The 14,062-nt window shown below is 70.9% G+C and carries 9 protein-coding genes; 1 reads left to right on the top strand and 8 read right to left on the bottom strand.

Going from position 1 to position 14,062, the window contains the following annotated elements; translation table 11 throughout:
- Positions 1–111: 111 nt before the first annotated feature.
- The 7 genes from secA to AB0G50_RS26750 all read right to left on the bottom strand — a co-directional run bounded on the left by secA (position 112) and on the right by AB0G50_RS26750 (position 11,242).
- Positions 112–2,997, bottom strand: coding sequence for a preprotein translocase subunit SecA (gene secA / locus AB0G50_RS26780; protein ID WP_360113438.1), 2,886 nt, complete (start codon positions 2,995–2,997; stop codon positions 112–114).
- 1,362 nt (positions 2,998–4,359) lie between these two features.
- Positions 4,360–5,043 (bottom strand): ribosome-associated translation inhibitor RaiA, encoded by a 684-nt coding sequence (raiA, locus tag AB0G50_RS26775; protein WP_360113436.1) that lies wholly within the window; start codon positions 5,041–5,043, stop codon positions 4,360–4,362.
- Between the two features lie 431 nt (positions 5,044–5,474).
- A complete protein-coding gene (locus AB0G50_RS26770) occupies positions 5,475–5,972 on the bottom strand; it encodes a phosphoribosyltransferase (protein WP_360113434.1) in 498 nt (165 codons plus the stop codon).
- A 250-nt stretch (positions 5,973–6,222) separates the two neighbouring features.
- A complete protein-coding gene (locus AB0G50_RS26765) occupies positions 6,223–7,959 on the bottom strand; it encodes an LpqB family beta-propeller domain-containing protein (RefSeq protein ID WP_360113432.1) in 1,737 nt (578 codons plus the stop codon).
- On the bottom strand, positions 7,956–9,692 hold the full coding sequence (gene mtrB, locus AB0G50_RS26760) for an MtrAB system histidine kinase MtrB (protein ID WP_360113430.1): 1,737 nt from the start codon (positions 9,690–9,692) through the stop codon (positions 7,956–7,958). The genes AB0G50_RS26765 and mtrB overlap by 4 nt, the downstream gene beginning before the upstream one ends.
- A 16-nt stretch (positions 9,693–9,708) precedes the next feature.
- Positions 9,709–10,386 carry an MtrAB system response regulator MtrA gene (mtrA, locus tag AB0G50_RS26755; RefSeq protein ID WP_015104936.1) on the bottom strand — a complete coding sequence of 226 codons (678 nt, stop codon included), beginning with the start codon at positions 10,384–10,386 and terminating at the stop codon, positions 9,709–9,711.
- A gap of 229 nt (positions 10,387–10,615) precedes the next feature.
- Entirely contained in the window at positions 10,616–11,242 is a 627-nt protein-coding gene (locus tag AB0G50_RS26750) for a dTMP kinase (RefSeq protein WP_360113428.1), read from the bottom strand.
- Between the two features lie 148 nt (positions 11,243–11,390).
- On the opposite strand from AB0G50_RS26750, the gene AB0G50_RS26745 reads away from it, so the two are divergent.
- Complete coding sequence (locus tag AB0G50_RS26745) at positions 11,391–12,341, top strand: hypothetical protein (protein WP_360113426.1); 951 nt, start codon at positions 11,391–11,393, stop codon at positions 12,339–12,341.
- A 133-nt stretch (positions 12,342–12,474) separates the two neighbouring features.
- On the opposite strand, the gene ahcY is transcribed toward AB0G50_RS26745, so the two are convergent.
- Positions 12,475–13,938 carry an adenosylhomocysteinase gene (gene ahcY, locus AB0G50_RS26740; RefSeq protein WP_360113424.1) on the bottom strand — a complete coding sequence of 488 codons (1,464 nt, stop codon included), beginning with the start codon at positions 13,936–13,938 and terminating at the stop codon, positions 12,475–12,477.
- Positions 13,939–14,062: the final 124 nt, after the last annotated feature.

Raw genomic sequence — 14,062 nt, 5'->3', positions numbered from 1 at the left:
CGCGCCCCCCCCCCCCCTGAGCGCGGGGGGGGCCCCCGCCCCGCCCCCCCCCCCCGACCGTCACCGTCCACACCGTCACCGACCACCTCGATCGGGTGCGCTCACCCCGACTCAGGTGCGCTTGCGCTGGTCCTTCGCGCTCTGCCGGGCCTGCGCGCGGCGCTCCTTGCGGGTGCCGCCCTGCTGGTTGCCGCCCGCCTGCTGGGTCGAGCCGCTCTTCTCCTCGCCGCCACCCTCGGCCGGGCCGGAGTAGGTCAGGCCCTGCTGGCCGCCCTGCGCGCCCAAACCCTTGCCCCGCAACGCGGGCGGGATGGCGTTGCCGCTCTGCAACTGGGCGAGCGCCGGACCCGCCGGCGCCTCCTGCTGCCGACGGCGCTGCTGCTCGGCCTGCGCCTCCTGCTGGGCCGCGGCCGCGGCGCGCGCCCGTGCCCGGGCGCCGGTCAGCGGACCCGCGCCGTTCGCGATCGACACCTGCACCGGCGGCTCGGGGGCGGGCTCGGGCTCGGCGGCCTCGACCTGGAGGTTGAACAGGAAGCCGACCGTCTCCTCCTTCAGCGCCTCGAGCATGCCGTTGAACATGTCGAAGCCCTCGCGCTGGTACTCGATCAGCGGGTCGCGCTGGGCCATCGCGCGCAGGCCGATGCCCTCCTTGAGGTAGTCCATCTCGTAGAGGTGCTCGCGCCACTTGCGGTCCAGCACGGACAGCAGCACGCGCCGTTCCAGCTCGCGCATCGCGCCCGGACCCACCCGGCCGTCGATGTCGGCCTCCCGCGCGGAGTACGCGTCGTGCGCGTCCTCCTGGAGCTTCTCCTTCAGCAACTCCTTGGTGAGGTCCTCGTCGGCCTCCAGGAGCTCCTTGTGGTCGAGCGACACCGGGTACAGCGTCTTGAGCGCCGTCCACAGCTGCTCGAAGTCCCAGTCCTCGGCGTAGCCGTCGGCCGTCGCGCCGTCGACGTACTCGCCGACCACGCTGGTGATCATGTGGTCGACCTGGTCGCGCAGGTCCTCACCGGCCAGCACGCGGTGGCGCTCGGCGTAGATCACCTTGCGCTGCTCGTTCATGACCTCGTCGTACTTGAGGACGTTCTTGCGGATCTCGAAGTTCTGCTGCTCGACCTGGGTCTGCGCGGAGCGGATGGCGCGGGTGACCATCTTGTGCTCGATCGGCACCTCGTCCGGCACCTTCAGGCGGGTCATCACGTTCTCGACCATGGTCGCGTTGAAGCGGCGCATCAGTTCGTCCTTGAGGGACAGGTAGAACCGGGACTCGCCCGGGTCGCCCTGCCGGCCGGAACGACCGCGCAGCTGGTTGTCGATCCGCCGCGACTCGTGCCGCTCGGTGCCGAGCACGTACAGCCCGCCCGCCTCGCGCACCTCCTCCGCCTCGGCCTTGACCTCGACGGTGATGTCCTCGATCAGCTTCGACCAGGCGGCCTCGTAGTCCTCGGGCGTCTCGACCGGGTCCAGGCCGCGCTCGCGCAGCTCGTGGTCGGCGATGATGTCCGGGTTGCCGCCCAGCACGATGTCGGTGCCTCGGCCCGCCATGTTCGTGGCGACCGTGACGGCGCCCTTGCGGCCGGCCTTCGCGATGATCAGCGCCTCGCGGTCGTGGTGCTTGGCGTTGAGCACCTCGTGCGGGATGCCCTTGCGCACCAGCAGCTTCGACAGGTACTCGGAGCGCTCGACGCTCGTGGTGCCGATCAGGACCGGCTGGCCCTTCTCGTGGCGTTCCGCGATGTCCTCGGCGACCGCCTCGAACTTCGCCTCCTCGGTCTTGTAGACCAGGTCGGGCTCGTCCTTGCGCTGCATCGCGCGGTTGGTCGGGATGGGCGTCACGCCGAGCTTGTAGGTCTGGTGGAACTCGGCCGCCTCGGTCTCGGCGGTACCGGTCATGCCGCCGAGCTTGGAGTAGAGCCGGAAGTAGTTCTGGAGGGTGATCGTGGCGAGGGTCTGGTTCTCCGCCTTGATCTCCACGCCCTCCTTGGCCTCGATGGCCTGGTGCATGCCCTCGTTGTAGCGACGACCCGCCAGCACGCGGCCGGTGAACTCGTCCACGATCATGACCTCACCGTTGCGGACGATGTAGTCCTTGTCGCGGGTGAACAGCTCCTTGGCCTTGAGCGCGTTGTTCAGGTACCCGACGAGCGGGGTGTTCGCCGCCTCGTACAGGTTGTCGATGCCGAGCTGGTCCTCGATGTAGGCGACGCCGGCCTCGGACACGCCGACGGTCCGCTTGCGCTCGTCCACCTCGTAGTGGACGTCCTTCTTCAGGAGAGGCGCCATCCGGGCGAACTCGAGGTACCAGCGGCTGGACTGGTCGGCCGGGCCGGAGATGATCAGCGGGGTGCGGGCCTCGTCGATGAGGATCGAGTCGACCTCGTCCACGACGGCGAAGAAGTGGCCGCGCTGCACGCACTCGTCCTGGCTCCACGCCATGTTGTCGCGCAGGTAGTCGAAGCCGAACTCGTTGTTCGTGCCGTAGGTGATGTCCGCGTGGTAGGCGACCCGGCGCTGCTCGGGGGTCATCTCGGACAGGATCACGCCGACCGTGAGCCCGAGGAACCGGTGGATGCGCCCCATCCACTCCGCGTCGCGCTTGGCCAGGTAGTCGTTGGTCGTGACGACGTGCACGCCCTCGCCCGCGATGGCGTTCAGGTAGGTCGGGAGGACGGAGGTCAGCGTCTTGCCCTCACCGGTGCGCATCTCGGCGATCTGCCCGAGGTGCAGCGCCGCGCCGCCCATCAGCTGAACGTCGAAGTGCCGCTGCCCCAGCGTCCGCTTGGCCCCTTCCCGCACCACGGCGAAGGCCTCGGGCAGCAACTCGTCCAGGCTCTCCCCGTCGGCGTACCGCTTCCGGAACTCCTCGGTTTTCGCCCGGAGCTCGGTATCGGAGAGGTCGACGACGTCGTCTTCGAGGTTGTTGATGTGCGCTGCGATGTTGCGCAGGCGCTTGAGCATCTTGCCCTCGCCGGCGCGGAGCAGTCGGGACAGCACCATCTTGGGTCGACCTCATTACCTCATCGCGACGCGCCCACGCGGGCGCCTTCCAGCGGCTCGTCACGTGCGCGACGTGCCCTCACCACCCGCCATCGTAGGCAAGACGCGAAGGTGTGTGCACAGACACAGGTAGGAAGGGGTGCGGAACCACGCGCCCCGCCCCGAACGCCGGACCTGGGGAGATCACCCCCGACCAGCCCCGAGCCGACCGCCGGGGTTGACGGTTGACCCCACCGAGTGGCGCGCGATCGGGCGACACCACACCTGACCTGGCCAATCAAAACGCCGTTTGGAGGACCGACCGCTTCACACCTGTTTTACAGAATGCGCCCGATCGGGCAGTGGGGGGAGGGGAGCGGAGGCGAGGCAGGGACGAGGCGGCGCTGGGGGGTGGGCCGCCGCGTGGGAGGGGAAGGACGGATCGGCGGGGCGGTGGCGGCGGCGGCGGCGCGGCGAGGGGTTGCAGAGGCGAAGGAAGGCGCGGGGACGGCCGGCGGTCGGAGCGCCGAAGGCGCGTGTCGCCTAACGCCGGGGCCTCGTGTTCTCCCCGTATGGCCTGGGCGCAGCCCAACCGCATGTGTCAAGGGGGCACACGACGCCCAACGCACGCGTCACTCGGATCTGCCCCCTTGACGCATGTGGTTGCCTCCGGCAGGCCATACGGGGAGAACACGACGCCCTAAAACCCCCGGAGGCGCTGCCCGTCCGGCGAGGACGCTTTGGGGGTGACCAGAAGCTCAACGTGGGTCGGACCGAGTTGGGGACGGCGCGAACGACCTGGAGAGGGACGGGCCGGGACGAAGGTCGGGCTGGACGGAAGTCGGGCCGGGTAGGGCTGGGTGACCCGGCGGTGGCTGCCGGGTGGAACGGGGACGGGGCGAGAGGCCCAGACGTCGGGGGCCTCCGGACCCGACCTGGGCCAGGTCGGGGAGTCGGTGCCGGGGAATGTGCGCAGCTGGGCACCGGAAGTGCGCACCTCGGAGGAGAGACCCTGGAAGAGGCGCAAGGTCAGGAGACAGCACGGGCGGAGCCGGCGAGGGCGGCCTCGGGCAGCGGGTGCCGGTGCGGCCCAGGAGCAGGGGCGGCGGGGGCCGGCGGGGTCGGCCTTGGGCGGCGCATACAGGCGAGGCGCACCGGGGGGCGAGGCGTAAGGCAACAGGCGGCGCGGGGCGGGACCGACGACGTTGGCCTTGGGCGGTGCCTACCGGGGAGGCGCGGCGGGGCGCAGGCGAGAGGCGGAGTCGGCTCTGGGGAGCGCGGCGGGGACAGGGCCGGAGGAAGGGCGCCAGGGAGCGGGCATGGGGAACCCCCGGCGTGCAGAGCGCCGGGGGCCGAGGTGGGTGGGGGGGCGGCAGGAGCGGGTCAGGCGAGCCTGATCACGCCGTAGTCGAAGCCCTTTCGGCGGTAGACGACGCTGGGGCGGCCGCAGTCGGCGTCCGCGAAGAGGTAGAAGTCGTGGCCGACCAGTTCCATCTCGTAGAGGGCCTGGTCGACGGTCATCGGCTTGGCCGCGTGCTCCTTCTCGCGCACGACCCTGCCGGGCAGGTTGTCCTCGAGGCCGTCTTCCCAGCGCTGCTCGGGCACGTCCGCCACGCCCTCGAAGCCGGGTTCCGGTTCGGCGGCCTCCAGGACCGCGGTCCGGCCGACCCACGCGACCTGCGCCTGGCCGTCCGCGGAGCCGGGGATCGCGTCACCCAGGCCGCTGGTGGCCTCGGCCACCGATGTCGGGCCGCGACGCCCGTGGTGCACCCGTCGGCGGTCGTGCGAGCGGCGCAAGCGGCTCTCCAGCTTGGCGACCGCCGCGTCCAGCGCGGCGTAGAAGTCGCCGGCACACGCTTCGGCGCGGATTACCGGGCCACGGCCCTTGCCCGTGATCTCGACACGTTGGCAATTCTTCGACTGGCGGCGGTTGGGTTCGTGGAAGAGTTCCACGTCGAAGCGGATGACCTTGCGGTCGTAGCGCTCCAGTCGACCCATTTTCTCGGCGACGAGCACCCTGTAGTGATCGGGCACCTCTACGTTGCGGCCTTTAACGACGATGTCCATACACGACCTCCCTCGCGTTGCGGCGAGCTATGGCTTCGGATGGCTTCGGCACCGGTGTCGCGATCGTCTTCGCGTAACTGTCGCTGAGGAATTGTCCTCAGCGCTCGCCCGGGGCCAGGATCATGGGCTGTTCGCCTCCTCCCTGCGTGCCGGGAACGCTGATAGCGGTGCACGTTAGCCCGGTATTCGCCGCTGCGACAGCCCCCGAGGCGGGGGAACTCCAAGTTTTTCCGCCGGTGACGGAGAGCGACGACCCGACGCGGTGCGGAGTGGCCCCGGCGAACCTCCGAGTGGCGCTCACACGCACGCACTCACCCTTTCGGCTCAGGCTCGTGCGGACACTTGTCGGCAGAGTCATTGGGACGAACAGCCTCCGCGTGGGCGTCATGTCAGGCCAACGGTCGAGCCGGTCACCGGGTTCCCGGCGGGTATCACCCTCGTGGGTGCGGCCCGCGGGTGGCGGTCAGCGTCAGGACGGCGGGTACCCGGAAACCGGCGGCTTTCAACGCCGAGGTGCACGCGGACGCCGTCGCACCCGTCGTGACCACGTCATCCAGCAGGACGACGGTGGCACCCGGTGGTGGCAGACCCGACCGGGCGAGCAGCACCCGACCTGCGACGTTGATCGTCCGGGCGCGCGCGTCGAGCCCCACCGACTCCCGCACGCCGGGCCCGAACCGCAGCGCGGCCGACACCCGCCACCCGGACGCCCGCGCGAGTCCCACGACGTGGGAACCCCCTCGGCGCCGACTGGCCGCGCGGCGTGAGGGCGCGGGCACCACCCACGCGTCGAGCGGCACATCTGGTAGCAATGGAAGGGCGACCGCGAGCAACGCGCCCAGGACGCCGGCCAAATCACGCCGACCGCGTTCCTTGAACGCGAGCAGCAATTCCCGCGCGACGCCCCGGTAGGCCGCCAGCGCGAACACCGGCGGCCCCGAACCGGGAACGCGGAACGGTGGCCCGAACGCGCTCAGGCACGCGGCGCAACAACGGACGCCCGCCGCGCCACAACCGGGGCAGCGGGAAGGGAGGAGCAGGTTGATCGGCATGCGTCGAGGATGCCGGCGGGGTACGACAGTTTTCCGCCCCAGGAAGCCCACCCGAAGATTCTCGATCGGGTGAACCCGGCGATCACGATCCGGCCAGGGGAAAATGGGGCACCCGCCCCGGAAATCCTCAGCCCGGGTAGAACGCCGACGTCGACCGGTCCGCGATCACCGCGCTGGACCGCCACACGTCGCCGATGTCGCCCGCGCTCCAGATGCCGCTCTGGTCGACCGCCACCACGTTGCGCCCCGGCGCCGCGGCCACCGAGATGATCGGCACCGTCAGGTTCGACGTGTTGTACCGCTCGACCTTCAACCCGTCGAGGTTCACCTTCAGCACCGGGTACGAGGGCGACGACGTCCCGACCACCAGCACGTCCTGCGCCAGCCAGTCCACCGTCGTCGTCCCGGTGGCCAGCGCGGACGGCTGCAACGACCGCCCGGCCCGCAGCGCCACGGTCGAGTCCTGCCCGCGCACCACGGCCGCCACGACGAGCGTCCCGCCCGCCACCACGGCCACCCTGGTGCCGTCCCGGGACAGCCGCAGCTCGGTGATCGTGCCGAACTTCTCCAGGTCGGTCGCGTTCACCGCGCTCGCCGACCACCCGGTGTCGGTTTTGCTCACCCGCACGACCTTGGTGCCGTCGACCACCGTCCATACCTCGGTGCTCGGCTCACCGGCCCGCCCGCTGAGCAGCCACGACGGCCGCGTCATCGTCACCGCGGGCAGGTCGACGAACGGCAGCGAGTCGTCCTCCGTGCCACCCACCCGCAGCCGCGCCCGGTCGCCGTCCCGGCACACCAGCGCCAGCTTCGCGCCGTCCAACGACTGCGCCGCGCTCAGCACGCCGTACTCGGCGGTGCCCGCCGGGCCCTTCACCGGCACGCCGTCGGCCAGCTGCCGCACCGAGGAGTCCTTGACCAGCAGCCCGGACAGGTCGGCGTCCGGCGTCACCAGCGACTCGCCGGTCTGCACGTCCGCCGGCCGCCACTCGGTCTGGTCGGGCGAGATCGGCGCGCCCTCCACCAGCACCTTGATCCGGCTCGACGTGACGCCCGCGAGCGATTTCACCACCTGGGCCACGACCTGCTTGCGCACCTGCGCGGTCAGGTCGCCGACCTTGGCCAGGTCGACCTCCAGCGCGCCGTCGTCGGCCTCGTGGGTGTCCTTGCGCTGGGTCGCGCCGTTCGGGATCGCGGTCGCCAGCGCGCCGCGCATGTTCGCCGCCGGTCCCTTGAGCAGCAGCTCGGTCACCCGGCGCGGGATCGAGGTCGACGGCGGCACGACCACGTAGCGCGGATCGGGCACCAGCACGCTGAAGTCGGGGCTGTAGAAGTACAGCGTCACCCGCCGGTAGTTCAGGTTGAACCCGTTGAGCGGCATGTAGATGCCCACCGGCGGCTCGGAGATGCGCCAGTGCCCGTTGTCGTCCCGGGTCACGCCGACCGGCACGGTGAAGTCGCCGAGCTGCTGCTGGAACGAGCTGTCCCCGGTCTCCAGCCGCCCGACGTACTTGCCGTTGAACGACACCGCGCGCTTCTTCGGGTCCTGCCCGGTCTCCACCTCGCCCGGCACCGTGTTGAACGTCGTCTCGATGATCGTGGGCGGCGCCTTGGTGTCCCACGCCTTCTGCGCGTCGGGCGTCAGGTAGGCCTTGGCCGCCGCGTAGTCGCCGTCCGGGTTCACCGACGCGTTCACGAAGCCGCGCACCAGGTTCAGCGGGTCGAGGTCGTCGGTCGGCTCGGGCGCGGCGGCCTGCGTCGCGCCGCCCGCCGACGGGTTCACCGGGATCGGCGAGGTCTGGGTGGGAATCGCCGCGCACCCGGACGTCGCCAGCACCAGCAGTGCCGCCAGCACGCGCCTCACCGCGCCTCCTCGCGTTCCCCGGTCACCGGCTCGGCGGGCTGCCACGTCAGCTCCTCCTCGCTCAGCTCGACCTCCTCCACCACCGGCTCCTCCTCCGCCTCCACGACGGGTTCGGCGGGCGGCAGGTCGGGCGGCACGAGCGGCAGCGGACTGGCGTCCACCTCCTGGCCGTGCCGGCACGGGATGGTCAGCCGGAACACCGCGCCGTACCCGCGCTCGCCCCAGGCCTCCAGCCAGCCGCCGTGCAGCCGGGCGTCCTCCAGGCTGATCGACAGGCCGAGGCCGGTGCCGCCGGTGCGCCGGTTGCGCGACGGGTCCGCGCGCCAGAACCGGTTGAACACCAGGTCCGCCTCGCCCGGTCGCAGCCCCACCCCGCGGTCGCGGACGGTCACCGCCACGGCGGAACCGCTGCTGCGCAGGGTGAGTTCGACGGGCAGGCCCTCGCCGTGGTCGATCGCGTTGGCCAGCAGGTTGCGCAGGATGCGCTCGACCCGCCGGGAGTCCAGCTCGGCGGTGACCTCCTCGGCGGGCAGGTCCATCACGATCGAGGTGCCGGCGCTGTTGGCGATGCCGCGCACCGAGTCGTGCGCCCGGCGTGCCAGCACCCGGACGTCCACGAGTTCGGCGGCCAGTTCCTCGACGCCCGCGTCCAGCCGGCTGATCTCCAGCAGGTCGCCGAGCAGCGACTCGAACCGGTCGAGCTCGTCCACCAGCAGCTCGGTGGACCGGGACAGCCCGGGCGGGAACTGCTCGCGCGAGGCGTGCAGCACGTCGGCGGCCATCCGCACGGTGGTCAGCGGCGTGCGCAGCTCGTGCGACACGTCCGAGGTGAACCGGCGCTGGAGCTGGCCGAACTCCTCCAGCTGGTGGATCTGGCGCTGGATGCTCGCGGCCATCTCGTTGTAGGACTCGGCGAGCCGCGCCACGTCGTCCTCGCCCACCACGGGCATCCGCTCGTCCAGGCTGCCGTCGGCGAACCGCTCGGCGATCTCGGCGGCCTGCCGCACCGGGCGCACGACCTGGCGGGTGACCAGGTTCGCGATCACCGCGAGCAGCAGCAACAGCACCAGGCCGCCGACCACCAGGGTGGACTGCACGACCTCGGCCGTCGCCTGCTCGCTGGTCAGCGGGAACAGCAGGTACAGGTGCATGGCGCGGGCCGAGCTGTTCACCGGCTTGCCGACGACGAGCAGCGTGGTGCGGGTGCCCGCCCGGTCGACGGTGGTGATCTGGTAGCCCGCGCTGCCGCGCTCGAGCATCTTGACCAGGCCGTCGGGCACGTCCTGCCAGTTGCCGACCGCGATGGGCCTGCCGTCCGAGCCGACGCCGACCGGGTCGTACAGCACGGGTTCGAACGCGCCCGCGCCCGACGTGGTCGCGTCCGAGCCGGACCCGGACGTGTTGATCTTGTTCAACGCGCTGGTGAACCGGGCGCGCACGCTGTCCGGGCCCGGGTTGAGGCCGGACAGGTCGGGCTGGATCGCCGACGCGCTGGCCTCGGCCTGGCGGATCGCCGCCTCGGTCTTGGTCTCCAGCAGCTGACCGGTGATCTGCACCTGGAGCACCATGCCCAGCACGAACACGACGGCGGAGGACAGCGCGAGCGTGCTGACCACGACCCGCAGCTGGAGCGACCGCCGCCACAGCTCACCGAACGCCGTGGCACGACGCCGCGCGTGCTCGGCCGCGCGGCGCGCCTGACGCACCACGGGCTCGAGCAGGCGCGACGTCATCTCCGGCGGACTCCGATCACGGAGGGCCCGCCTTGTAGCCCACGCCGCGGACGGTCAGCACGACCTCGGGGTGCTCCGGGTCCCGCTCGACCTTGGACCGCAGCCGCTGCACGTGCACGTTGACCAGGCGGGTGTCGGCGGCGTGCCGGTAACCCCACACCTGCTCCAGCAGCACCTCGCGGGTGAACACCTGGCGCGGCTTGCGCGCCAGTGCCACGAGCAGGTCGAACTCCAGCGGGGTGAGCTGGATCGGCTTGCCCTCGCGCAGCACCTCGTGGCCCGGCACGTCGATGGTCAGGTCGCCGATCTGGAGCACCTCGGCCGGCTCGGCCTCGGTGCGGCGGAGCCTGGCCCGGATCCGGGCGACCAGCTCCTTCGGCTTGAACGGCTTCACCACGTAGTCGTCGGCGCCGGACTCGAGGCCCAGCACCACATCCACGGTGTCGCTCTTGGCCGTCAGCATGACGATCGGAACGCCCGACTCCGAGCGGATCGCCTTGCAGACGTCGATGCCGTTCATGCCCGGGAGCATGAGGTCCAGCAGGACCAGGTCCGGCTTCAACTCGCGCAGTGCGGGCAGCGCACGGGCCCCGTCGGCCACCACAGCCGTGTCGAACCCCTCGCCCCGCAGCACGATCGTCAGCATCTCCGCCAGGGCGGGGTCGTCGTCCACGACGAGCACGCGTGCCTTCATACCCAACATCGTCCCACTAGTGGTCGATCGTTCACGCACCACCCAGCGCTCATCGCTGCTGGTCGTCACGCGCGTCCGGTCGGTAATCGTCCTGGTTCGCCTGTCCACGAGCCCACCTCGCCTCGTCGCGCGCGGTTCGTTCAGCGACTCATCGGCCCGGTAGTCACGTTTCGTTACCGAATCACACTAACGGGTGAAGTGCCGAATTCCGTCGAACGCCCGGGGCCACTCAGAGTTCCAGCAGCGCCTCCGGAAGCGGGCTGGTCGACGTGATCACCCGCCACGGCGACAGGTAGGAGGCGGCGGCCAGCCCGTCGTAGACCGCCGCGCAGCGGGACTGGAGCGAGGAGTCGGACTCGTAGAGGTCCCGGTCCCGGGACTCGGCGGACTCGCGGTGGGCCGCCCGCGAGGCGGCGACCTCGGTCGGCACCCGCAGCAGCAGTTGCAGGTCGGGCACCGGCACGCCGAAGCGGGTCACCTCCAGGTCGCGGACCCAGCCGGCGAACTCGCCGTCCGCGCCCTGGCGCAGGCGTGCGGCGCCGTACGCGGCGTTGGAGGAGACGTAGCGGTCCAGCAGGACCACGTCGTACTGGGCCAGGTCGGCGCGGATGCCCTCGGCCGCGGCCCGGCGGTCCAGGGCGTAGAGGACGGACATGCCGTGCACGGAGTCGGTCAGGTCGCCGAGCCTGCCGTGCAGCGCGTCCCGGACGAGTTCGGCGTGCACGTCCTCCTCGTAGCGCGGGAACGCGCCGGTGGCCACCTTCCTCCCGCGTTCGGCGAGCGCGTCGGTCAACGCCTTCGCGAGGGTGCGCTTGCCGGCTCCGTCGAGGCCTTCGATCACGACCAGTTTTCCCACGGCGACCACTGTAGAGAGACCTCGGGTGGTCCAGTCCTTGCACGGGTGGGCGAACTCGTCGCCCAGTCGGGTGACAAGAGATCCTTTCGGTCACCCGAGTGAGTGACTACGGTGAACCCAACTCTTGCACGGAAGAGGTGGTGCGGCGGTGACCGCGGAGTCCGGACACGCCGTGTCGGCCGATCAGCCGGGGCTGCCCTCCGCGTTGGCCGAAACCCTGCGCTACGGGCCGTTCCACCGCGCCCTGCACGACGCCATCGCGCACCGGGGCCTGTCGCTCGCCCGGCTGCGCGCGCACCTGGAGGCGCTCGGCGTCCAGGTCGGGCAGTCCACCCTGAGCTACTGGCAGCGCGGGCTGCGGCACCCCGAGGTGCCCCGGGCCATCGGCACCGTGCGGGCGCTGGAGACCGTGCTGCGGCTGCCGCCCGAATCGCTGGTCGCGCTGGTCGGCCGACGCCCGCAACCCCGGCTGCCCCGACCGGCGTTCGCCGAACTCGCGGGCGCCTGGAACCGGACCAGGCCCATCGCCGAGTTCGACCCCGAGTCGAAGGTCAACTCCGACCTCGAGGTGCTGGCGGTGCACGACTCGGTGCTCATCGGCGCGCAGCGCGAGCAGCGGTCGATCACCACCCGGCTGGTGGTGCGGGCCAAGAGACCCGGGCCCGACCGGTACGTGGCGGTGCACCAGGGCGACGAGGGCTGCGTGATCGACAACGCGATCGTGCGCCCGGCCGAGGGGTGCCGGCAGGGCCGGTCCCGGCGGCAGAGCGCGTCGCGCGGGCTGGCGTTCGAACTGCTCTTCGACCGGCGGCTGGCCGAGGGCGAGGAGCACGTGTTCAGCTTCACCGTGCTGGACGACACCGGCGGCCCCACACCGGGCCACCACCGCACGTTCCCCGACCCGTGCCGGGGCTACCTGCTGCAACTGGCGTTCAACCGGCGCACGCTGCCGGCCCGCTGCACCCGCCAGTTCCGCACCGACACCGACGCGCCCCCGATCGACGTGGACGAACTCGTCTGCGGGATCGGGGGCGTGGTCAGCGCCTACTTCCTCGACGTCGGCCCCGGACTGGCCGGGGTCGCCGTCGAGTGGACTTAAGAACCGCGAAGCCGCCGTCGGTAGGTCGCGACCCATCCCAGGTCGATCACGCCTTTCGATCGGGCTGGGATCGGTCGCGAACTGCCGACCTGCCGGCGGCTTCGCCGACCTGCCGGAGGCAGGTCAAAACAGCTCAGTACCGGTAGTGGTCGGCCTTGTACGGGCCCTCGACGTCCACGTCGATGTACTCGGCCTGGTCCTTCGAGAGCTTGGTGAGCTTGCCGCCCAACGCCTCCAGGTGGATGCGCGCGACCTTCTCGTCCAGCTTCTTGGGCAGCCGGTACACCTCCTTGTCGTACTCCTCGAACTTGGTGAACAGCTCGACCTGCGCGATCACCTGGTTGGAGAACGAGTTGGACATCACGAAGCTCGGGTGCCCGGTCGCGTTGCCCAGGTTCAGCAGGCGACCCTCGGACAGCACCAGGATCGAGTGGCCGTCCGGGAACACCCACTCGTCGACCTGCGGCTTGATGTTGATCCGGTGGATGCCCGGGAACCGCTGCAACCCGGCCATGTCGATCTCGTTGTCGAAGTGGCCGATGTTGCCCAGGATCGCCTGGTGCTTCATGGCGGCCATGTGCTCGACGCGCACGACGTCCTTGTTGCCCGTCGTGGTGATGATGATGTCCGCGCGGCCGATCACGTCTTCCAGGACCTGCACGTCGTAGCCGTCCATCGCCGCCTGCAACGCGCAGATCGGGTCGATCTCGGTGACGACGATCCGCGCGCCCTGGCCGCGCAGCGACTCCGCCGCGCCCTTGCCGACGTCGCCGTAGCCGCAGATGACCGCGACCTTGCCGCCCATCAGCACGTCGGTGCCGCGGTTGATGCCGTCGATCAGCGAGTGCCGGATGCCGTACCGGTTGTCGAACTTCGACTTGGTGACCGCGTCGTTGACGTTGATCGCCGGGAACAGCAGCTCGCCCTGCGCGGCCAGCTGGTACAGCCGCATGACGCCGGTCGTGGTCTCCTCGGTGACGCCGCGGATGCCCTCGGCGATCTTGGTCCACTTGGCCGAGTCGGCCGCGAGCGAGCGGCGCAGCGTCTCCAGGACGATCGCGTACTCCTCGGAGTCGTCGTCCGAGGTCGCGGGCACCACGCCGGCCTTCTCGTACTGGACGCCCTTGTGCACCAACAGGGTCGCGTCGCCGCCGTCGTCCAGGATCATGTTCGGGCCCCGGCCGTCCGGCCAGGTCAGCATGGACTCGGCGGTCCACCAGTACTCGTCCAGCGTCTCGCCCTTCCAGGCGAACACCGGCACACCCTTGGGCTCCTCGACGGTGCCGTGCGGGCCGACCACGACGGCCGCCGCCGCGTGGTCCTGGGTGGAGAAGATGTTGCACGAAGCCCAGCGCACCTCGGCGCCGAGCGACACGAGCGTCTCGATCAGCACGGCGGTCTGCACGGTCATGTGCAGCGAGCCCGAGACCCGGGCACCCTTGAGCGGGTAGACCTCCGAGTACTCGCGCCGCAGTGCCATGAGGCCGGGCATCTCGTGCTCCGCCAACCTGATCTCCTTGCGACCGAACTCGGCAAGGGAGAGGTCTGCGACGGCGAAGTCGATGCCGTTGCGGGTCTGGAGCCTTTCGGCGGTCATCGCGGGATCCTCCATCTCGGGTTGTGACCGACCCTACCGCTCGCCACGCCGGTCCACCCGGGTCGCGTGTGGCCAACCCCGGATGGGCCACGATGGCGGTCGGACGTGCTGTTTCCGGCAGGGA

Source organism: Actinosynnema sp. NPDC020468 (genome assembly GCF_040642015.1).
Taxonomy (GTDB): domain Bacteria; phylum Actinomycetota; class Actinomycetes; order Mycobacteriales; family Pseudonocardiaceae; genus Actinosynnema.
Note: the sequence above shows the minus strand (reverse complement) of the source record. Positions and strands in the feature narration are given on the sequence as shown.

What these genes read in the sequence shown, in the direction of transcription:
- mtrA (WP_015104936.1), bottom strand. Translation starts at nt 10,386, where the DNA reads ATGAAGGCACGCGTGCTCGTCGTGGACGACGACCCCGCCCTGGCGGAG.
- ahcY (WP_360113424.1), bottom strand. Translation starts at nt 13,938, where the DNA reads ATGACCGCCGAAAGGCTCCAGACCCGCAACGGCATCGACTTCGCCGTC.
- mtrB (WP_360113430.1), bottom strand. Translation starts at nt 9,692, where the DNA reads ATGACGTCGCGCCTGCTCGAGCCCGTGGTGCGTCAGGCGCGCCGCGCG.
- secA (WP_360113438.1), bottom strand. Translation starts at nt 2,997, where the DNA reads ATGGTGCTGTCCCGACTGCTCCGCGCCGGCGAGGGCAAGATGCTCAAG.
- raiA (WP_360113436.1), bottom strand. Translation starts at nt 5,043, where the DNA reads ATGGACATCGTCGTTAAAGGCCGCAACGTAGAGGTGCCCGATCACTAC.